Raw genomic sequence first — 20,480 nt, forward strand, 5'->3', positions numbered from 1 at the left:
GCGTACGGTGCGGGCACGGCGGTCCACCGCAGCGACCACATCTGAGTTGGGAGCACACGTTGGCACGCCGTACCCGCACGCGACACCTTCTGGGAGTCGTCGGCATCACCGCCCTGGCCACTTCGGCCGCTCTGATCAGCGCGCCTTCGCCGGACGCGCAGGCGGCGGCCGAGGCAGCGGCCTCGTCCGTCACGGTCACCCCCGATCCCTCGTACAAGCAGGAAAAGTTCGAGGGCTGGGGCACGAGTCTGGTCTGGTTCGCCAACGCGACCGGCGACTACCCTCCGGCGATCCGCGAGAAGCTCGCGAAACTGCTGTTCGGTGACGACGGGCTGGCGCTGAACATCGCCCGGTACAACATCGGCGGCGGCAACGCCCCCGACGTGAAGGACTATCTGCGGGCCGGCGGGGCCGTCGAGGGCTGGTGGAAGGCGCCCGCGGGCACCACCCGCACGGACACCGACTGGTGGAGCGCCGACGACGCGGCCGACTGGAACCCCAAGGCGGACAAGACCCAGCGCTGGTGGGTGGACCGCATCAAGAAGGACATCACCCACTGGGAGACGTTCAGCAACTCGCCGCCCTGGTTCATGACGGAGAGCGGCTACGTCTCCGGCGGCTTCAACGCCAACACCGACCAGCTGAAGGCCAGTTCGGTCGACGACTTCGCCGCCTACATGGCGGGGGCGACGAAGCGGCTGGAGAAGGCAGAGGGCATCAAGGTCGACACCGTCGACCCGTTCAACGAGCCCAACACCGGCTACTGGAGCACCCGGCTGGGCGCGGACGGCCAGCCCGTCGGCGGCCGTCAGGAGGGCGCCCACATCGGCCCCGCGCTCCAGGAGAAGGTGCTCGCCGCGCTGGCCCCCGCCCTGAAGAAGGCCAAGGTCAAGTCGGAGATCTCGGCGATGGACGAGACCAACCCGTCCATCTTCGCGAACAACTGGAACTCCTACTCGCAGGCGTCCAAGGACCTTGTGGACCAGATGAACGTCCACACCTACGGCACCGGGCAGCGCACCACCGTGCGCGACCTCGCCAAGGCGGCCGACAAGCCGCTGTGGATGAGCGAGGTCGAGGGCGACTGGGGCGACGGGCAGAGCTTCACGGACATGCGTCCGGGACTCGGCCTCGCCCAGCAGATCGTCAACGACCTGCGCGAACTGGAGCCCCAGGCCTGGGTGTTCTGGCAGCCGGTCGAGGACTACGACAACATGAAGCCCGGCGGCGAGTCCGCCAAGGGCGGCAACTGGGGCAGCATCCAGCTGTCGTTCAGCTGCAAGAAGACGGACACGCTGGCCTCGTGCCCGATCTACACGAACACCAAGTTCGACACCGCCCGCAACTTCACGCACTTCATCAAGCCGGGCGACAAGCTGATCAAGGTCGACGACACCTCCAGCGCCGCGGCCGTGACCAAGGACGGCAAGGGCGCCTCGGTCGTCCACGTCAACAGCACCACCGCGGCCCGTGACGTGACCATCGACCTGTCCAAGTTCCGCACCATCAAGAAGAACGCGACCGTCACGCCGACCGTGACCAGCGCCGACGGCAAGCTCAAGCAGCAGGCCCCGGTCAAGGTCGTCGACGGCAAGGCGACTTACACCGTTCCGGCCCAGTCCGTGACCTCCTTCGCCGTCAAGGGCGTCTCGGGCGTCGCGAAGAACGCCGGCCTGTTCAGCAAGGGCCACTCCTACACGCTGACCGGCGTACAGAGCGGCAAGGCCGTGACCGTCTCCGCCAACGGCAAGAGCCTGGTCATCGGCTCGGCCAACGGCACCGTCGCGCAGCAGTGGCAGCTCGCCGCCCGGCACGGCGACAAGGGCGCCCGCCAGCGGTACGTGTTCGCCAACCCGGCCGAGGGCAAGCGACTGGCCGTCCGCGACAACGTCCCCGTGGTGGAGCCCGACACCGGCAAGCGGGATCCGGCCACCGAGTGGATCATGTCGACCACCGGTGACGGGACTTGGACGCTGATCAACGTGGCGACCGGCCGCCTTCTGGAGGTCGGCGGCCAGGCGACCAACGAGGGTGCCGCCGTCACCACGTGGATCGCCAACTCCGGCTCCAACCAGCGCTGGAGGGTCACGGACGTGACCGACCGGAGCTGATCCGGCAGTTCCTCCCGAAGGCCGTCTCCGCGTGAGGCGGCCTTCGGCGTGTCCAGGGGACCCCGGACGGGCCCGCAACCCTCTCGCAACGTCCCGCGCGGTCCACTGGGACGGTGGAGATGCCCGAGAAGGAACCGCGCGTCGAACTGACCCCGTCCGCCGCCGAACTGCTGCGAAGGCTGTACGCGATGCACGGTCCGCTGATGTTCCACCAGTCCGGCGGCTGCTGCGACGGCAGCGCGCCCATGTGCTACCCGGCCGGCGAGTTCCGCACCGGTGGCTCCGACATACTGCTCGCCGAACTGGCGATCGAGGGTGTCCCCGAACCGGTGACGTTCTGGATGTCGCGCAGCCAGCACGAGGTGTGGTCCCACACCCGGCTGATCGTGGACGTCGTACCGGGCCGGGGCAGCGGTTTCTCGCTGGAGGCCCCCGAAGGAGTGCGCTTCCTGATCCGCTCCCGGGTCGTCAACACCTAGACGCCGGCGCGCGCCCTCACGGCTCGTCGTCGTCTGGTGTGCTCCCCTTGCGCCCTGCCACAGTTGACGGGACATCAGGGGGTCTGAATGCGCGGAAGCGGACGGTTCAGAACGGGCAGAACAGCAGTCTCCTTGCTCGCGGTACTCGGAACGCTGGCCGGCGCGGCCCTGACAGGGGCGGCACCGGCCGGCGCCGCGCCGAGAGCCGCTCAGATCGCGCCGGGCGTGCGCTATGCGCAGTTCGACATCGTGGCGGCCAGGGGGGTGACCCACGCCCACCTGCTGAGCGTCGACCTCGCCAACGCGCGGGTACGGGTCAACCTCCTCTACGCGGGGGCGGTGGCGGCACGGGCCGCCGTCTCCAGACTGGCCGACGCCAAGGGCGCCGTCGCCGCCGTCAACGGTGACTTCTTCAACATCAGCGAGGTCCAGCATCCGGGGGTCGCGGCCACGGGCGCGTCCGTTGGCCCGGCGATCGCGAGCGGCGTCGTCCTCAAGGCGGCGGTGCCGAACGGTCAGCGCTTCGGCCCCTCGATGCCGCCCGGCGTCACCACCAGGGCCGTCCTCGGCGTAGGCACCGACAGAAAGGCCCGGATGGACAACCTCACCCTGTCGGGCAGCGTCGGCACGCCCGCGGGACGGTTCACGCTCGGCGGGCTCAACCAGTACGCGCTGCCGGTGGACTCCATCGGCGCGTTCACCCCGGCCTGGGGCAGCGTCTCCCGGGCGCGGGCGGTGTGCGGCACGGACACCGACCGGGCAGCGCCGTGCAGCACGGACACGTACGAGGTGACGGTGCGACGCGGCAAGGTCGTCCGGAGGGCGAACTCCCCCGGTGGCGGCGCCATCGCCGCCAACACCACCGTCCTGGTGGGCCGGGAGGCGGGCGCGCGGCAGCTGCGGAAACTGCCCGTCGGCGCGCCGGTCACGGTCAGGAGCCGTCTCGTGGCGGCCACGAGCCGGGTCCCCTACCGCTTCGCCCTCGGTGGCTACCCGGTGCTGAAGGCCGGCCGGCCGCTGACGGGCCTCGACACCGGCACCGCCGCCGTACGCACCGCTGCGGGCATCGCGAACGGCGGGCGCAAGCTGCTGCTGCTCGCCGTGGACGGTGCGCCCAAGTACCGCAGCGGCCTGACGGTCGCCGAAGTCGCCGCCACCATGAGGAAGTTGGGGTCGGACGACGCCTTCAACCTGGACGGCGGCGGCTCCACCACCCTCGCCGCAAGAGCACCGGGAACGAGCAGGGTCACCGTACGCAACCATCCGACCGGCGGCGCCGAACGGCCCGTCCCGAACGCCATCGGAGTCTTCAAGACGTCCTGACGCTCCGCTGCCCCGACACCCGTCCGTCAGGGCTTGAGACTGCTCACGATGTCCGCCGTCGCCGTGATCCCGCTGTGGATGGTCGGTGCCACGTTCGTGCCAGCCAGGTAGAACCCGAGCAGGACACAGACCACCGCGTGGCTGGGCTTCAGCGCGCCGTTGCGCAGGAAGACCACCGCCAGGATCAGGAGCAGCACCACCACAGAGATGGAAATGGCCATCGTCAACCTCCTCCGCCACGCCCAGTTCGCGGCTTTCGGCCGCAAGTGTGGCGTAGCGGAGGGTTCGTCCGGGCGGCTGACGTGTCGGCCGAACGTGTGGTCTCTCAGGGGGCGCGCAGGTCGACCAGCTCGGCGAGGGCGGCGCGGTGGCCGCCGGACGTGCCGTACGCGATCGAGTCGGCCTTGGCCCGCTTGAGGCACAGGTGGGTCGGGTGCTCCCAGGTCATGCCGATGCCACCGTGCAGCTGGAGTGCCTCCTCGGCGGCGCGGACGGCCACGGGAGCCGCGTAGGACTGGGCGACGGCGACCGCGACGTCGGAGTCCGCGCTGCCGGTGGCGAGGGCGTCCGCGGCGCTCCGGGCGGCCGCGCGCAGGCCGACGACCTCCAGCCAGAGCTGGGCCAGCCGGTGCTTGACGGCCTGGAAGCCGCCGACGGGCCGGTTGAACTGCTTGCGGTCCTTCAGATAGCGCACGGTCTCGGTCAACGCCCAGTCGGCGAGCCCGAGTTGCTCGGAGGCGAGCAGTCCGGCCCCGGCCCGCAGCGCACGTCGAACGGCGGGTTCGGCGTCGCCCAGCAGCCGGGCCGACGCTCCGTCGAAGGTGATCGTGGCGACCGGCCGGGTGAGGTCCAGGGAGACCTGCGGGGTGACGGTGACGGCGTTCGCGTCGGTGGACACCGCGTACAGCCCGCCGTCGTCGGCCGGAACCAGCAGGACGTCGGCGACCGTCGCGTCCGCGATTCCGGTCAACTCTCCGTGCAGCAGGCCGCCTTCGTGCAGGACGACCTTGTAGGCGCCGCCGGGGGCCACGTTCAGCGCGACGGCGAGGGCGCCGACCGTCCGGCCGGAGGCCAGTGCGGTGAGCAGCTCGCCCGTCGCGTCGCCGGTGCAGGCGAGCAGCGCCTCGGTGGCGACGACGGCACTCGTGAGGTAGGGGACGGGTGCGACGGCGCGCCCCAACTCCTCCAGCACGACGGCGACTTCGCGGTGCGAGGCACCCTGGCCGCCCTGCTCCTCCGGCACCAGGAGACCGGCGAGGCCCATGCCCTCGGCGAGGGACTTCCACAGGGAGAGGTCGTGCGGGGCATCCGTCTCCATACGGGTGATCACGCCGGCCGGATCACAGTGGTCGGTGAGCAGGTCCCGGACGGCGGCGCGCAGCGCCTCTTCCTCCTCCGAGTACAAAAGGTCGGGCTGGGTGCTCATCGGGCCAGGTCCTTCCAGGCGACGTCCTTGTCGGTGCGCGGTTCGCTGGGCAGGCCCAGGACACGTTCGGCGACGATGTTCAGCAGGACCTCGCTGGTCCCGCCCTCGATGCTGTTGCCCTTGGCGCGGAGGTAGCGGTAGCCGGCGTCCCGACCGACGAAGTCCACCAGTTCCGGCCGGCGCATGGTCCAGTCCTCGTACAACAGGCCTTCCTCGGCGAGGAGTTCGACCTCCAGGCCGCTGATCTCCTGGTTGAGGCGGGCGAAGGAGAGCTTCAGGCCGGCGCCCTCCGGGCCGGGCTGGCCGGCGACGAGCTGCTGGCGTGTCCGCTCCCCGGTCAGCCGGGCGACCTCGGCCTCCACCCACAGCTTCAGCAGCCGCTGGTGCAGATCGTGGGTGCGCAGTCCGGGGCGTTCGCGCCACGCCTCGGCGACGGGCCCGATCATGCCGCCCTCGCGCGGGATGCTCATACCGCCGATGGCCACGCGCTCGTTGTTCAGCGTGGTCTGCGCGACCCGCCAGCCGTCGCCGACCTCGCCGAGGCGATGGGCGTCGGGGATGCGGACGTCGGTCAGGAACACCTCGTTGAACTCGGCCTCGCCGGTGATCTGGCGCAGTGGCCGGACCTCGACACCTGGGTCGGTCATGTCGCAGAGGAAGTAGGTGATGCCCTTGTGCTTGGGCACGTCCGGTTCGGTGCGCGCGATGAGGATGGCCCAGCGGGCGAGATGGGCGCTGGACGTCCACACCTTCTGCCCGTTGACGATCCAGTCGCCCCCGTCCGACCGGACGGCCCGAGTGCCCAGCGCGGCCAGGTCCGACCCGGCCCCCGGCTCACTGAAGAGCTGGCACCAGACCTCCTCCCCCACCCACAGCGGCCGGAGGAACTTCCGCTTCTGCTCCTCCGTGCCGAAGCCGAGGATGGTCGGCGCGGCCATTCCCAGACCGATGCCGATCCGTCGGGGGTCGTTGTCCGGTGCCCCGGCGGCCTCCAACTCGGCTTCCACCACGGCCTGGAGGGTGCGTGGCGCGCCGAGGCCGCCCAGCCCTTCCGGGTAGTGCACCCAGGCGAGCCCGGCGTCGAAGCGGGCTTTGAGGAAGTCGAGCCGGTCAGTGCTGGCGGGCGGATGCGCGGCCAGCAACTCCCTTGTCAGTCGTGTGAGTTCAGCTGCGTCGGTCATACGGCGGCTCCGTTCTCCAGCGAGGGCAGCACGGCGACCCGGCCGGTGGTGACGCCGTCGGCGACGCGCTGCACGGCGGCCGAGGCCCCGCTCAGCGGCACGCGCTCGCTCACCAGCGGCTTGATCGCGCCCCGGGCGGCCAGCTCGGTGAGCTGGTCGTGGCAGTGCTGGACCAGCTTCGGGTTCTTGGTGTTGTACAGACCCCAGTGCAGGCCGAGGATCGAGTAGTTCTTCACGAGGGCGTGGTTGAGTCCGGGACTGGGAATGGCCCCACTGGCGAACCCGACGACGACGATCCGTCCCTCGAACGCGACGACCTTGGTGGACTGGGTGTAGGCCTCCCCGCCGACCGGGTCGTAGACCACGTCGACACCACGCCCACCGGTGGCTTCCTTCACCGCCCCGACGACGTTCTCCGTACGCCGATCGATGACGACGTCGCAGCCCAACTCCCGTGCCACGGACACCTTCTCGGCCCCGCCGACGACGCCGATGACGGTGGCTCCGGCGGCCTTCCCGAGCTGCACGGCGGCGCTGCCGACCCCGCCCGCGGCGGCGTGCACGAGCAGCGTCTCGCCGGCCTCCAGGGCGGCCCGCCGGTGCAGTCCGAACCAGCCCGTCTGGTAGCCGATGAGGAGGGAGGCGGCCTCGGCGTCGTCCAGCGAGTCGGGGGCCGTGAACAGCCCTCGGGGGTCCGCCACCACGTACTCGGCGAAACCGCCGTACGGCAGCACGGGGTTGCCGATCACCCGGCGCCCGTCCTCGGTCTCTCCGCAGATCTCCACCCCGGGGGTGAACGGCAGCGGCGGCCTGACCTGGTACTCCCCACGGCACATGAGCACGTCCGGGAAGTTGATGGTCGCGGCACGCACCTTCAGCAGCACCTGGCCCTCCGCGGGCACCGGCCGCTCCACCTCGCCGAGGACCATCACCTCGCCCGGCTCACCGTTCTGGTGCACTTGCCATGCCTGCATGGGGGGCCTCCACGGGACTGCGCTTCGTCTTCTCCGACTGACCGGGCTCGGTCGCATACTAAGCGGTCGCTTGCAGATCAGGGAACCGTCGAGAACCGTTCCGCGGCAGTCGCGTACATCACGGTCCACGTCACGATCGCGACCCCTTCCCACGGGCGGGCCGCGCCCGTACGTGCATCCGCTCCCCCTGCGGGCCGAACAGGCTGAGGAACTCCGCGGGCCCCTCCCCCACCGCCCCGAACCAGTGGGGCACCCGGGTGTCGAACTCGGCGGCCTCCCCCGGCCCGAGGACCACGTCGTGCTCCCCGAGCACCACCCGGAGCCGCCCCGACAGCACGTACAGCCACTCGTACCCCTCGTGCGTACGCGGCTCGGGCTCCTCGTGGATCACCGGCAGAATCACCTTGAACGCCTGGAGCCCGCCCGGCTGCCGGGTGAGCGGGAGATACGTCCGCCCGTGCCGGACGATGGGCTTCGCCCGCACGCGGGGATCGCCGACGGCCGGGGCCCCGACCAGCTCGTCGAGCGCCACACGATGCGCACGCGCGATCGGCAGCAGCTGCTCCAGGCTGGGGCGTCGCAGCCCTGACTCCAGCCGCGACAACGTACTGACGGAGATACCGGTCGTGGCCGACAGCCCTGCGAGGGTCACGCCGCGCTCCTTGCGGATCCGCCGCAGGCGGGGCCCCACCTCGGCAAGTACCTGGTCGGTGTCGTCGTCGGTCGTGGCATCGGTCGCTGCATCCATACGGATATTGCAGTTTCGGCAAAGAGGTTTGTCAATGCGGCAGCGAACGAGCGACGGTCGGGGTGGAGGTGGTCACCATGACCCAGGAGCACAGGACCAACACGTACGAGGCTGTCGTCATCGGAGGCGGCGCGGCCGGACTGTCCGCCGCGCTGGTCCTCGGCCGGGCCCGCTGCCGCACGCTGCTCGTCGACGCGGGCGAGCCGCGCAACGCACCGGCCGCGCACATGCAGGGCTATCTGTCCCGCGACGGCATGCCGCCTGCCGAGTTCCTGGCGGTGGGCCGCGAGGAGATCGCGCGGTACGGGGTGGAGCTGGTCCGGGACAGGGTGGTGGACGTCGTCAAGGGCGAGGACTTCACGGTGACGCTGGCGAGCGGCGACCGGACGGTGCACGCCGGGCGGCTCGTCATCGCCACCGGGCTGCGGGACGAGCTCCCCGCCGTACCGGGCGTCGCCGAGCGCTTCGGGCGGGACGTGATCCACTGCCCGTTCTGCCACGGCTGGGAGGTACGGGACCGGGCGTTCGGCGTACTGGCCTCGACCCCGGCGAGCGTGCACCAGGCGTTGCTGGTCGCCCGCTGGTCGAAGGACGTGACGCTGTTCCTGCACACCGTCGCGGAGTCGGAACTCACCGACGAGGACCTGCGCAGGCTGGCCGCGGCGGGCGTCGCGGTGGTCCCCGGCGAGGTCGCGTCACTGACGACCGACGCGGACCACCTCACCGGTGTACGCCTCACGAACGGTGCGACCCATGCCCGCGACATCCTGTTCGTCGCCCCGCGCGCCGTTCCGCGCAACGCTCTCTTCGAGACCTTGGGCGCGGAGCTGACGGAAACCCCGTTCGGGACGTACCCGAAGGTCGATGCGACGGGCCTGACGACCGTGCCCGGCGTCTGGGCGGCGGGCAACGCGATCGGCTTCGCGGAACAGGTCGTCCACGCGGCGAGCGGCGGATATCGCGCGGCCACGGCGATCGTGGCGGACCTGGTGTTCTCGGCCCTGGACCCCGCCGGCCCGTCCGGCGTCTGAGAACGGGGCCCGCTTCCCGGATGTGGATCCGCCACCCCCGTTGCACCATGGCTGCATGCTGCTGACCCGGCTCGCACATGTGTCCCAGGAGGTCGCCGCCACCTCCGCCCGGTCCCGCAAGATCGCACTGCTCGCAGAGCTGTTCCGGGAGGCCGACGCGGACGACGTGCCGATCGTCATCCCGTATCTCGCCGGACGCCTGCCCCAGGGGCGGCTCGGCATCGGGTGGAAGGTGCTGGACCAGCAGATCCCGGGCGCCGTCGACCCCTCGCTCACCGTGCGGGACGTCGACGCCCGCCTCAGCGCGATCGGCGCGGTCACCGGAGCCGGTTCGCAGGCCGAACGCAGGCGGCTGGTGGGCGAGTTGCTGGCGGCGGCCACCACGGACGAGCAGCGGTTCCTGTTCGCGCTGATCACCGGTGAGGTACGGCAGGGCGCCCTGGACGCCGTGGCCGTGGAAGGGCTCGCGACAGCCACCGGCGCACCGCCCGCGGACGTACGGCGCGCGGTGATGCTCGCGGGCGCCATCCAGCCCGTCGCGCAGGCGTTGCTGGCCGACGGACCCGCGGCCCTCGCCCGCTTCCGGCTCACCGTCGGCCGCCCCGTCCTGCCGATGCTCGCGCACAGCGCCTCCTCGGTGGCGGAGGCCGTCGAGAAGCTGGGGGCGTGCGCCGTCGAGGAGAAACTGGACGGTATCCGGGTCCAGGTCCACCGCGACGGCGACGACGTACGGATCTACACCCGCACGCTCGACGACATCACCGACAGACTGCCCGAACTCACCACGGCCGCACGGGCGTTGAGAGGTGACCGGTTCATCCTCGACGGCGAGGTGATCGCCTTCGACACCGCTGGGCGCCCGCGTTCCTTCCAGGACACCGCCGGCCGCGTCGGCTCGCGCGTGGATGTGGAGACGGCGGCCCGGGAGACGCCCGTCTCCCCCGTCTTCTTCGACGCGCTGTCGGTCGACGGCCACGACCTCCTCGACCTCCCCTTCGCCGAGCGGCACACCGAGCTGGCCCGCCTGGTCCCCGAACCGATGCGGGTACGACGTCTGCTGGTCGGCGGCGCCGCCGACCTCCCGGCGGCGGAGAGGTTCCTGTCCGACACGCTCGCGCGCGGCCACGAGGGCATCGTGGTCAAGGCTCTCGACGCCCCCTACAGCGCGGGCCGGCGCGGGGCGGCCTGGCTGAAGGTCAAGCCCGTACACACCCTCGACCTGGTGGTGCTGGCGGCCGAGTGGGGCCACGGCCGCCGTACCGGCAAGCTGTCGAACCTCCACCTCGCGGCCCGCAACCCCGACGGTTCCTTCGCCATGCTCGGCAAGACCTTCAAGGGCATGACCGACGCGATGCTGACCTGGCAGACGGAGCGGCTCCAGGCGCTGGCCGTGTCGGACGACGGCTGGGTGGTGACCGTACGCCCGGAGCTGGTCGTCGAGATCGCCTACGACGGTCTCCAGCGCTCCACCCGCTATCCGGCCGGTGTCACCCTCCGCTTCGCCCGTGTCGTCCGCTACCGCGAGGACAAGACTCCGGAGGAGGCCGACACCGTACAGACCCTGCTGGCCGCGCACCCGGAGGCAACCCGATGACGGCGAAGGCGAACGGGAGGCGCAGCGCCGGCTTGTTGCTGTTCCGCCGCCGGGACCGGCCCGGTCAGGCGCTGGAGGTACTGCTCGGGCACATGGGCGGGCCCTTCTTCGCCCGTCGCGATGCCGGGGCCTGGACGATTCCCAAGGGTGAGTACGGGGACGGGGAGACGGCCTGGGACGCGGCGCGCCGGGAGTTCGAGGAGGAGCTGGGGCTGGCGCCGCCCGAGGGCGAGGCCGTGCCGCTGGGCGAGGTCGGACAGGCCGGCGGGAAGGTCGTCACGGCGTGGGCGATCGAGGCGGACCTCGATCCGGCGGCCGTGGTGCCGGGCACGTTCCGGATGGAATGGCCCAGGGGGTCGGGGCAGGAGCGGGAGTTTCCCGAGCTGGACCGGGTGCGGTGGTTCGGCCTCGATGAGGCCCGGGCTGTGATCGTGACGGCTCAGGCGGGGTTTCTGGACCGGCTGACGGAGCACTCGGGGCACTGAGATCGTGTCGGTGGGCGGCGTACGCGTTGCGGGGGCCATCGGCGCGCGGGAAGGTCGAAGGACAGCCCTCAACCTGGAGGACGGCAATGCCCATCGCGACGGTGAACCCGGCGACCGGTGAGACGCTCAAGACGTACGAGGCCATGGACGGCGAGGAGATCGAGCGCAGGCTCAGGGCCGCCGAGACGGCCTTCCGTACGTACCGCACGACCGGCTTCGCCGAGCGGGCCCGGCTGCTGGGCCGGGCCGCCGGCCTGCTGGACGAGGACCGGGACGACATCGCCCGCACCATGACGGTCGAGATGGGCAAGCCGGTCACGCAGGCGCGTGCGGAGGCCGCGAAGTGCGCGAAGGCGATGCGCTGGTACGCCGACCACGCCGAGGAGCTCCTCGCCGACGAGGAGCCCGCCGCGGCCGACATCAAGGACTCCGGCGCCTCCCGGGCCCTGGTCCGTTACCGTCCGCTCGGTCCGGTGCTCGCGGTGATGCCGTGGAACTTCCCCCTCTGGCAGGTGATCCGCTTCGCGGCGCCCGCGCTGATGGCGGGCAACGTCGGCCTGCTCAAGCACGCCTCGAACGTGCCGCAGACGGCCCTCTACCTGGAGGACCTGTTCCGTCGGGCGGGCTACCCCGAGGGCTGCTTCCAGACACTGCTGATCGGGTCGGGCGCGGTGGAGGACATCCTGCGCGATCCGCGGGTACGGGCGGCCACGCTCACCGGCAGTGAGCCGGCCGGGCGTGCGGTGGCGTCCGTAGCCGGGGACGAGGTCAAGAGGACGGTGCTGGAGCTGGGCGGCAGCGATCCGTTCATCGTCCTGCCGTCCGCCGATGTCGAACGGGCCGCTCAGGTCGCGGTGACAGCGCGTGTGCAGAACAACGGGCAGTCGTGCATCGCCGCGAAGCGGTTCATCGTGCACACCGACGTCTTCGACGCGTTCGCGGAACGCTTCTCGACGGCCATGGCGGCGCTGAAGGTCGGCGATCCGCTGGCCGAGGACACGCAGGTCGGACCGCTCGCGACCGAGCAGGGGCGCGAGGAGCTGGAGTCGCTGGTCGACGAGGCCGTGGAGAGCGGCGCGACGGTTCTGTGCGGCGGCGAACGCCCGGAGGGTTTCACGGACGACGGCTGGTACTACGCGCCGACGGTCCTCGCCGACATCACGCCCGAGATGCGCATTCACCAGGAGGAGACGTTCGGCCCGGTAGCGACGCTGTACCGGGCGGCCGACCTTGAGGAGGCGTTGGCGATCGCCAACGACACGCCTTTCGGCCTCAGTTCGAACGTGTGGACCCGCGACGAGGCCGAGGTGGACCGTCTCGTACGGGATCTGGACGCGGGCGGTGTGTTCGTCAACGGGATGACCGCGTCCCACCCGGCGTTGCCGTTCGGGGGTGTCAAGCGCTCCGGGTACGGGCGTGAGCTGTCGGGACACGGAATCCGCGAGTTCTGCAACATCACGACGGTATGGCACGGAGCGTGAGCGTTCCGCGGCTACGATCCCCTCTGTGAACCGCGAAGTGACTCTGCCTCTGATCGTCGACGACCGCGGCACGTTGCAGGTTGCCGCCTCCGACGTCAGCAAACTGCTGCGCACGGTCGGAGGGCGCTGGCTGCATCTGGTGGAGGCGGGCCAGGACAACCTCGACGAGGACACGGTGGCCGCCCTCACCATCGAACTGGCCAAACTGGCCGACCGGATCGACGTGGCCTGCATCGCCCACAGCAGCGGGAGCGCCTCCGGCTGAGGTGAGGGATGCGCCGTGGGGGCGCGGGTTTCGTTCCGTCCACCGGTCAACTGCGGCTGGTCGCGCAGTTCCCCGCGCCCCTGCACATCGCCCCGCGTCCGAAACGCCGAAGAGCTGCCCACCTGGAGCTACCCCACCCAGAGGCGCGAGGAACTGCGCGACAAGCCACGACGCACCCGCAGCCCGAAACGCACCGCACCCCCTACCGCGCTACCGGATCGGCATCCCCGACAAGGTCCGCGCGATCACCAACCGCTGGATCTCACTCGTACCCTCGAAAATCGTGTAGATCGCCGCGTCCCGGTGCATGCGCTCGACCGGATACTCCCGCGTGTAACCATTACCGCCGAGGATCTGGATCGCCTGCCCAGTAACCTTCTTCGCCGTCTCGCTGGCGAACAGCTTCGACATCGACCCCTCCGCCGCGGTGAACGGCTTCCCGTTGATCGCCATCCAGGACGCCCGCCACGTCAGCAGCCGCGCCGCGTCGATGGACGTACGCATGTCGGCGAGCTGGAAGGCGACCCCCTGGTTGTCGATGATCGGGCGGCCGAACTGCTCACGGGTCTTCGCGTAGTCGAGGGCGACCTCGTAGGCGGCCCGGGCAGTGCCCACCGCCATCGCGGCCACCGCGGGGCGGCTCGCCTCGAACGTGGCCATCGCCGCGTTCTTGACGCGCTCGCCTCCGGACTTCGCCCGCTCATGGGCCCGGGCGAGGCGCTCGTCGAGCTTCTGCTTGCCGCCGAGGAGGCAGGAGCCGGGGATGCGGACGTTCTCCAGGACGACCTCGGCGGTGTGCGAGGCGCGGATGCCGTGCTTCTTGAACTTCTGGCCCTGGGACAGGCCGGGTGTGTTCGGCGGGACGATGAAGGACGCGTGGCCCTTGGAGCCCAGTTCGGCGTCTACGACGGCGACGACCACGTGGACGTTGGCGATGCCGCCGTTGGTCGCCCAGGTCTTCGTGCCGTTGAGGACCCACTCGTTCTTGGCCTCGTCGTACACGGCACGGGTGCGCATGGAGGCGACGTCGGAACCGGCGTCGGGCTCGGAGGAGCAGAAGGCGGCGACCTTGACATCGTTGGCGTCGCCGTACATCTGGGGGATCCAGGTGCCGATCTGCTCCTCGGTGCCGTTGGCGAGGACGCCCACGGCGGCGAGGCCGGTGCCGACGATGGAGAGGGCGATGCCCGCGTCACCCCAGAAGAGTTCCTCCATGGCCATCGGGATGCCGAGGCCGGTGGGGTCGAAGTACTGCTGGGCGTAGAAGTCCAGGGAGTAGATGCCGACCTTCGCGGCCTCCTGGATGACCGGCCAGGGGGTTTCCTCGCGTTCGTCCCACTCGGCGGCGGCGGGACGGATCACATCGGCGGAGAACCCGTGGAGCCAGTCACGGACCTCTTTCTGTTCGTCATTGAGCTCCATGGTGAATTCGGCCATGACCCCTCCATCGCTGCACTAGCATGTTACCTAAGGTAACTGGAGTCTGTTACCCGCCGGTAGGAAAAGTCAACTCCCGGACCCCGGTCGGCAACCCGTTCGATGGGCATGGACCGATCAGTGCTAGTTTGCGCGAGCGTCACCGAAATCAGCACGGGTGGGGAGAAACCATGGACACCACGCAGCAAACCGATCAGCAGCGGTCCGCCGACCGCCGCCGGCGCGAGCTGCTGGAAGCCGCGGACCGGGTGGTGCTGCGCGACGGCCCCGGCGCCTCGATGAACGCCATCGCCGCCGAGGCGGGCATCACCAAACCGATTCTGTACCGGCACTTCGGCGACAAGGGCGGACTCTACGCCGCTCTGGCCAAGCGGCACACTGACGCACTGCTCAACTCCCTGCGGGCCGCGCTGGACGCTCCGGCGGAGCGGCGGGAGCGGGTGGAGGCCACGCTGGACACCTACCTCGCGGCGATCGAGGCGCGGCCCCAGGTGTACCGGTTCCTGATGCACCCCGGGGACAGCGTGTCACCCGGCGATCCCGGGTTCGATGTGAGGAAGCACTCGCTGCCGCTGCTGCGGCTCATGGGCGAGGAGTTGGCCCAGGTGATCGAGGACCGGCTGGATCTCGGTCCCGGCAGTCAGCAGCTGGCTCGGGTGTGGGGGCACGGGATAGTCGGGATGATGCACGCTGCGGGAGACTGGTGGTTGGGTGAACGGCCCTGCTCCCGGGCCGAGTTGGTGCGGAGTCTGGCCGATTTGCTGTGGGGGCGGCTCGCTGCCGCCGGGGATCGCGTGGGGGGTCCGGGGTTCTGAGGGTCGTCCTTCGTGTGCGGGCCGGCTGGGGGCTGGCCGCGCCCACGCGGCGGAGCCGCAAACGTCACAGCCCCGCGCCCCTGAAGAAGGCCGGTCAACGCCCCTCGCGCCAAGAAGCTCGGGTCGCTTGCCGCATGAGCCTCTTGTGGCGCCAGCCCGTTACGCGGTCCGCGTACGTCCGGCCCTCCAAGTGGTCGCACTCGTGCTGGAGGCAGCGGGCGAAGAAGCCCGTGCCCGCGATCCTCACCGGATCCCCCGTCACCGTGAAGCCCTCGACCACCGCCTCGTCGTACCGCTCCGTGCCCGCTTCCAGGCCCGGGAGGGACAGGCAGCCCTCGGGGCCCCTCAGCACCAAGCCCTCCGTCTCCACCAGGCGGGGGTTGACCACGTGGCCGACGTGGCGGATGTCCTCGTCGTCGGGGCAGTCGTATACGAAGACCCGCAGGGATCGGCCGATCTGGTTCGCGGCGAGGCCGACGCCCTGGGCGGCGTACATCGTCGCGAACATGTCCTCGACGAGCCCGGCGAGTTCGGCGTCGAAGTGTGTCACTTCCGCGCAGGGGGTGTGCAGAACGGGGTCGCCGAGCAGTGTCAGGGGGCGGACGCGCCCCCGGGTGCCCGGGATGGAGCCTGGTCGCATGGCCGCAAGGGTACGGTCACCCATGTCGCGCGGGCGCCGTGGTGGTGCCGCGATGCGGATCCGGTGTACGGATCTCGATAGGCTGAGGTCCACACCACGTGGCCGGAGGCACAGGCGCGGCGCGTACGCAAGGAGGATCGAGATCTGATGGCAGGCAACTCGGACCCGCTCACTCCGCGGGCCAAGCTGGCCGTGACGGCCGGCAAGGCCGTAGCGGCGGCATCGCGTGCGGCAGGGCGCGGCAGCGGATCGGTGATCGGCGGCAAGGTAGCCCTCAAGCTCGACCCAGACCTCCTCGCCCGGCTCGCCCAGCATCTGGACGTCATCCTGGTCTCGGCCACCAACGGCAAGACCACGACCACGCGGCTCATCGCGGAGGCCCTGCGCGCCGCCGGGCCGGTCGTCTCGAACGCGCTCGGCGCCAACATGCCCGCCGGCATCACCTCGGCGCTCGCGGGCGGCTCGGACGCCAAGTTCGGGGTCATCGAGGTCGACGAGAAGTACCTCGCTGGCGTCGCCCGGGACACGGACCCCAAGTGCATCGCGCTCCTCAACCTCTCCCGCGACCAGCTCGACCGGGCCGCCGAGACCCGCATGCTCGCCGAGAACTGGCGTGAGGGGCTCGCCGGTTCGAAGGCGGTGATCGTCGCCAACGCCGACGACCCGCTGATCGTGTGGGCCGCCTCCTCCTCCCCCAACGTGATCTGGGTCGCCGCCGGTCAGATGTGGAAGGACGACGCGTGGTCCTGCCCGTCCTGCGGCGGCGTGATGCAGCGCCCCGGCGACGACTGGTTCTGCGGTCAGTGCGGTTTCCGCCGCCCGACGCCGAGTTGGGCACTGTCCGGCGACCACGTGCTCGACCCGCACGGGTCGGCCTGGCCGATCCACCTCCAGCTGCCGGGGCGGGCCAACAAGTCCAACGCTGCCGCCTCCGCCGCTGTCGCCGCCGTGTTCGGTGTACCGCCGCAGGTCGGTCTGGAGCGCATGTACCAGGTGCAGGCGGTGGCCGGGCGGTACGACGTCGTGCAGTTCATGCAGCGTGATCTGCGGCTGCTGCTCGCCAAGAACCCGGCTGGCTGGCTGGAGACGTTCTCCCTGATCGACCCGCCGCCGACCCCGGTCATCCTCTCGGTGAACGCGCGGGGCGCCGACGGCACCGACACCTCGTGGCTGTGGGACGTCGACTACACGCAGCTCACCGGGCACCCGATCTTCGTCATCGGCGACCGCAAGCTCGACCTCGCCGTGCGACTGGAGGTCGCCAACCAGCACTTCCAGGTCTGCGAGAACGCCGACCAGGCCGTGCAGATGGCGCCGCCCGGCCGCATCGAGGTCATCGCGAACTACACCGCCTTCCAGGATCTGCGCCGCCGCGTCGGCAACTGACCACTGCCGCCAACCGACCACTGAGGACGATCACTTCATGAGCGACAACCAGCTGCGTCTGGTGTGGATCTACCCGGACCTGCTCAGCACGTACGGCGACCAGGGCAACGCGCTCGTCGTGGAGCGCCGGGCCCGGCAGCGCGGCCTCGACGTGGCCCGGCTCGACGTGCGCAGCGACCAGCCGATCCCCACCTCGGGCGACATCTATCTGATCGGCGGCGGCGAGGACCGGCCGCAGCGGCTCGCGGCGGAACGTTTGCGCCGCGACGGCGGTCTGCACCGGGCCGTCGGCAACGGCGCGATCGTGTTCTCCGTCTGCGCCGGGTACCAGATCCTGGGCCACGAGTTCATCAACGACCTCGGTCAGCGCGAGCCCGGCCTCGGGCTCCTCGACGTGGTCTCGGTGCGCGGCGAGGGCGAGCGGTGCGTGGGCGACGTCCTCGGAGACATCGACGCGCGCCTGGGCCTGCCCCCGCTGACCGGCTTCGAGAACCACCAGGGTGTCACCCATCTCGGTCCCACCGCCCGCCCGTTCGCGAAGGTGCGGCTCGGCAAGGGCAACGGCACGGGGGACGGCACGGAGGGCGCGTACAACGACACGGTCTTCGGTACGTACATGCACGGGCCCGTGCTCGCCCGCAACCCGCTGATCGCGGACCTGCTGCTGAAGCTGGCCCTCGACGTCAACGCGTTGCCGCCGACCGACGACCGCTGGTACGACGCGCTGCGCAACGAGCGGATCACGGCGGCACAGCAGCCCGCCTGACCTGCGCGCACCCCCGCGCCCGTGCCGACCCGTACACCTGCCGTCCGCGTCCGCGACACCGGCCCGTCTGTCGGGGCATCCGCACAGGTGAGCGCGGGTGTCCAGCACGCGGACGGGTGCTACGGCCCAGGTCCCCGCCGCCGGTATGGTGGCGGGGATCGAGCCGGACAGCGTGGTCCGGTCCCGGCCCACGTGGAGAAGGTTTTCGGGCGATGCGCATTGGTGTCCTGACGTCCGGCGGCGACTGCCCCGGCCTGAACGCCGTCATCCGGTCCGTCGTGCACCGCGCCGTCGTGGACCACGGTGACGAGGTAATCGGCTTCCGGGACGGCTGGAAGGGCCTCCTGGAGTGCGACTACCTCAAGCTCGACCTCGACGCGGTGAGCGGCATCCTCGCTCGCGGCGGTACCATCCTCGGCTCCTCCCGGGTCCGCCCCGAGCATCTGCGGGACGGCGTGGAACGGGCCAAGGGACATGTCGCCGAGCTGGGGCTCGACGCGATCATCCCGATCGGCGGCGAGGGCACGCTCAAGGCGGCCCGGCTGCTGTCCGACAACGGCCTGCCGATAGTCGGTGTCCCCAAGACCATCGACAACGACATCGCGGTCACGGACGTCACCTTCGGCTTCGACACGGCCGTCGGGGTCGCCACGGAGGCTCTGGACCGGCTGAAGACCACCGCCGAGTCCCACCAGCGCGTCCTGATCGTCGAGGTCATGGGCCGCCACACCGGCTGGATCGCCCTGCACTCCGGCATGGCCGCGGGCGCCCACGCCATCGTCGTACCTGAACGCCCCTTCGACATCGAGGAGTTGGCCGCACGCGTCGGCGAACGCTTCGAGGCGGGCAAGCGGTTCGCGATCGTCGTCGCCGCGGAGGGCGCGAAGCCGCGCGCGGGCTCGATGGAGTTCGACGAGGGCGGCAAGGACGTGTACGGCCACGAGCGCTTCGCCGGGATCGCCCGGCAGCTCTCCCTGGAGCTGGAGGAACGGCTCGGGAAGGAGGCGCGGCCGGTGATTCTCGGGCATGTGCAGCGGGGTGGGACGCCCACGGCCTATGACCGGGTGCTGGCCACGCGGTTCGGGTGGCATGCGGTGGAGGCCGTGCACCGGGGCGAGTTCGGGCGGATGACCGCACTCCGAGGGACGGACATCGTGATGGTGTCCCTGGCCGAGGCGGTGGAGACGTTGAAGACGGTTCCTGATTCTCGGTACGCCGAGGCCGAGTGCGTGCTCTGAGGTAGTTACTCGGCTGCGGGTCCGTCGTGGCTTGTCGCGCCCCGCGGCGGAGCCGCAAATCGATACAGCCCCGCGCCCCTCAAAGGCACCTGCCCTGCCCCCGGTCTCAGTCGTGACCGGGGGCGGTCCTACTCTGGAGGGATGGAGCACAGCGGGCACGGTATGGACGGCATGGGGCTTTTGCCCTTCACCCTGGGGCGGGGGCTCGGGTGGTCCGCCGATCCGTTCTTCCTGGTCGCCTGTCTTGTGGGGCTCGGGCTCTACGGGTGGGGTGTTGCGCGGCTCGCGCGGCGTGGGGACTCGTGGTCCGTCGGGCGGACCGTCTCCTTCGTGCTCGGCGTGCTGACCGTCATGCTCGTCATGTGCACCAGGCTCAACGACTACGGCATGGTCATGTTCAGCGTGCACATGGTGCAGCACATGGTGATCAGCATGGTCTCGCCGATCCTCATTCTGCTCGGCGCGCCGATCACGCTCGCGCTGCGGGCGCTGCCGGTCGCCGCCCGGGGGCGCAAGGGGCCGCGTGAGCTGCTGCTCGCGTTGCTGCACAGCCGGTACATGCGGATCGTCACGCACGCGGCGTTCACCATCCCGCTGTTCATCGCCAGCCTGTATGTCCTGTACTTCACTCCGATCTTCGACTTCCTGATGAGTTCGAAGACCGGGCACATCACGATGATGTGTCACTTTCTCGCCGTCGGGCTGATCTTCTTCTGGCCCATCATGGGCGTCGACCCCGGCCCGAACAGGCCCGGCTATCTGATGCGGATGCTGGAGTTGTTCGCGGGGATGCCGTTCCACGCGTTCTTCGGTATCGCGCTGATGATGGCGTCGGAGCCGATGGTCGAGTCGTACAAGAACCCGCCCGCCTCCCTCGGCATCGACGCCCTCTCCGACCAGAACGCGGCCGGCGGGATCGCCTGGGCGTTCAGCGAGATCCCGACCGTACTGGTGCTGCTGGCGCTGCTCTTCCAGTGGTACGGCTCCGAGCAGCGCCAGGCCAAGCGTCAGGACCGGGCCGCCGACCGCGACGGCGACAAGGAACTGGAGGCGTACAACGCCTATTTGGCCTCACTGAACGCACGTGGGCGCTGAATCAA

At 70.5% G+C, this 20,480-nt stretch carries 20 protein-coding genes; 13 read left to right on the plus strand and 7 right to left on the minus strand.

The genetic code is table 11. The features are described from left to right. Positions 1 to 59: 59 nt before the first annotated feature. The 3 genes from OHN74_RS04755 to OHN74_RS04765 all read left to right on the plus strand — a co-directional run bounded on the left by OHN74_RS04755 (position 60) and on the right by OHN74_RS04765 (position 3,913). Complete coding sequence (locus OHN74_RS04755; protein ID WP_327693261.1) at positions 60 to 2,111, plus strand: glycoside hydrolase; 2,052 nt, start codon at positions 60 to 62, stop codon at positions 2,109 to 2,111. 119 nt (positions 2,112 to 2,230) lie between these two features. Next, entirely contained in the window at positions 2,231 to 2,590 is a 360-nt protein-coding gene (locus tag OHN74_RS04760) for a DUF779 domain-containing protein (RefSeq protein ID WP_327699989.1), read from the plus strand. 87 nt (positions 2,591 to 2,677) lie between these two features. After that, a complete protein-coding gene (locus tag OHN74_RS04765) occupies positions 2,678 to 3,913 on the plus strand; it encodes a phosphodiester glycosidase family protein (RefSeq protein WP_327693262.1) in 1,236 nt (411 codons plus the stop codon). Positions 3,914 to 3,939: 26 nt separating this feature from the next. Here the strand turns inward: OHN74_RS04765 and OHN74_RS04770 are convergent, their stop codons facing one another. The 5 genes from OHN74_RS04770 to OHN74_RS04790 all read right to left on the minus strand — a co-directional run bounded on the left by OHN74_RS04770 (position 3,940) and on the right by OHN74_RS04790 (position 8,242). Continuing rightward, positions 3,940 to 4,134 carry a hypothetical protein gene (locus tag OHN74_RS04770; protein ID WP_327693263.1) on the minus strand — a complete coding sequence of 65 codons (195 nt, stop codon included), beginning with the start codon at positions 4,132 to 4,134 and terminating at the stop codon, positions 3,940 to 3,942. 104 nt (positions 4,135 to 4,238) lie between these two features. Then, positions 4,239 to 5,339, minus strand: coding sequence for an acyl-CoA dehydrogenase family protein (locus tag OHN74_RS04775; protein WP_327693264.1), 1,101 nt, complete (start codon positions 5,337 to 5,339; stop codon positions 4,239 to 4,241). Beyond that, entirely contained in the window at positions 5,336 to 6,520 is a 1,185-nt protein-coding gene (locus tag OHN74_RS04780; RefSeq protein ID WP_327693265.1) for an acyl-CoA dehydrogenase family protein, read from the minus strand. The genes OHN74_RS04775 and OHN74_RS04780 overlap by 4 nt, the downstream gene beginning before the upstream one ends. Continuing rightward, a complete protein-coding gene (locus OHN74_RS04785; RefSeq protein ID WP_327693266.1) occupies positions 6,517 to 7,494 on the minus strand; it encodes an NADPH:quinone oxidoreductase family protein in 978 nt (325 codons plus the stop codon). Before OHN74_RS04785 ends, OHN74_RS04780 begins: the two co-directional genes overlap by 4 nt. 130 nt (positions 7,495 to 7,624) lie before the next feature. Continuing rightward, positions 7,625 to 8,242 (minus strand): helix-turn-helix domain-containing protein, encoded by a 618-nt coding sequence (locus OHN74_RS04790; protein WP_327693267.1) that lies wholly within the window; start codon positions 8,240 to 8,242, stop codon positions 7,625 to 7,627. A 77-nt stretch (positions 8,243 to 8,319) separates the two neighbouring features. On the opposite strand from OHN74_RS04790, the gene OHN74_RS04795 reads away from it, so the two are divergent. The 5 genes from OHN74_RS04795 to OHN74_RS04815 all read left to right on the plus strand — a co-directional run bounded on the left by OHN74_RS04795 (position 8,320) and on the right by OHN74_RS04815 (position 13,098). Continuing rightward, the gene (locus tag OHN74_RS04795; RefSeq protein WP_327693268.1) at positions 8,320 to 9,273 is read left to right on the plus strand and encodes an NAD(P)/FAD-dependent oxidoreductase; all 954 of its coding nucleotides are present in this window, start codon (positions 8,320 to 8,322) and stop codon (positions 9,271 to 9,273) included. A 55-nt stretch (positions 9,274 to 9,328) separates the two neighbouring features. Next, positions 9,329 to 10,867, plus strand: a complete 1,539-nt coding sequence (locus tag OHN74_RS04800) for an ATP-dependent DNA ligase (protein ID WP_327693269.1) — start codon at positions 9,329 to 9,331, stop codon at positions 10,865 to 10,867. Next, complete coding sequence (locus OHN74_RS04805; RefSeq protein WP_327693270.1) at positions 10,864 to 11,352, plus strand: NUDIX domain-containing protein; 489 nt, start codon at positions 10,864 to 10,866, stop codon at positions 11,350 to 11,352. The genes OHN74_RS04800 and OHN74_RS04805 overlap by 4 nt, the downstream gene beginning before the upstream one ends. Positions 11,353 to 11,438: 86 nt before the next feature. After that, the gene (locus tag OHN74_RS04810; protein WP_327693271.1) at positions 11,439 to 12,833 is read left to right on the plus strand and encodes an NADP-dependent succinic semialdehyde dehydrogenase; all 1,395 of its coding nucleotides are present in this window, start codon (positions 11,439 to 11,441) and stop codon (positions 12,831 to 12,833) included. 25 nt (positions 12,834 to 12,858) lie between these two features. Beyond that, positions 12,859 to 13,098 carry a DUF6213 family protein gene (locus OHN74_RS04815; RefSeq protein ID WP_327693272.1) on the plus strand — a complete coding sequence of 80 codons (240 nt, stop codon included), beginning with the start codon at positions 12,859 to 12,861 and terminating at the stop codon, positions 13,096 to 13,098. A 210-nt stretch (positions 13,099 to 13,308) separates the two neighbouring features. Here OHN74_RS04815 and OHN74_RS04820 read toward each other — a convergent pair whose 3' ends face one another. After that, positions 13,309 to 14,535, minus strand: coding sequence for an acyl-CoA dehydrogenase family protein (locus OHN74_RS04820; RefSeq protein WP_327693273.1), 1,227 nt, complete (start codon positions 14,533 to 14,535; stop codon positions 13,309 to 13,311). A 170-nt stretch (positions 14,536 to 14,705) separates the two neighbouring features. Here OHN74_RS04820 and OHN74_RS04825 point away from each other — a divergent pair, with 170 nt between their 5' ends. After that, positions 14,706 to 15,350 (plus strand): TetR family transcriptional regulator, encoded by a 645-nt coding sequence (locus OHN74_RS04825; RefSeq protein ID WP_189149783.1) that lies wholly within the window; start codon positions 14,706 to 14,708, stop codon positions 15,348 to 15,350. Between the two features lie 94 nt (positions 15,351 to 15,444). Here OHN74_RS04825 and def read toward each other — a convergent pair whose 3' ends face one another. Then, on the minus strand, positions 15,445 to 15,990 hold the full coding sequence (gene def, locus OHN74_RS04830; RefSeq protein WP_327693274.1) for a peptide deformylase: 546 nt from the start codon (positions 15,988 to 15,990) through the stop codon (positions 15,445 to 15,447). Between the two features lie 147 nt (positions 15,991 to 16,137). On the opposite strand from def, the gene OHN74_RS04835 reads away from it, so the two are divergent. From OHN74_RS04835 to OHN74_RS04850, 4 genes are all read left to right on the plus strand, one after another. Then, positions 16,138 to 17,376, plus strand: coding sequence for a MurT ligase domain-containing protein (locus OHN74_RS04835; RefSeq protein WP_189149785.1), 1,239 nt, complete (start codon positions 16,138 to 16,140; stop codon positions 17,374 to 17,376). A 37-nt stretch (positions 17,377 to 17,413) separates the two neighbouring features. Next, positions 17,414 to 18,142, plus strand: coding sequence for a type 1 glutamine amidotransferase (locus OHN74_RS04840; RefSeq protein WP_327693275.1), 729 nt, complete (start codon positions 17,414 to 17,416; stop codon positions 18,140 to 18,142). A 212-nt stretch (positions 18,143 to 18,354) separates the two neighbouring features. Beyond that, the gene (locus OHN74_RS04845; protein WP_327693276.1) at positions 18,355 to 19,380 is read left to right on the plus strand and encodes a 6-phosphofructokinase; all 1,026 of its coding nucleotides are present in this window, start codon (positions 18,355 to 18,357) and stop codon (positions 19,378 to 19,380) included. Positions 19,381 to 19,521: 141 nt separating this feature from the next. After that, positions 19,522 to 20,475 carry a cytochrome c oxidase assembly protein gene (locus OHN74_RS04850; RefSeq protein WP_327693277.1) on the plus strand — a complete coding sequence of 318 codons (954 nt, stop codon included), beginning with the start codon at positions 19,522 to 19,524 and terminating at the stop codon, positions 20,473 to 20,475. Positions 20,476 to 20,480: the final 5 nt, after the last annotated feature.

The organism is Streptomyces sp. NBC_00459 (genome assembly GCF_036013955.1).
GTDB lineage: Bacteria > Actinomycetota > Actinomycetes > Streptomycetales > Streptomycetaceae > Streptomyces.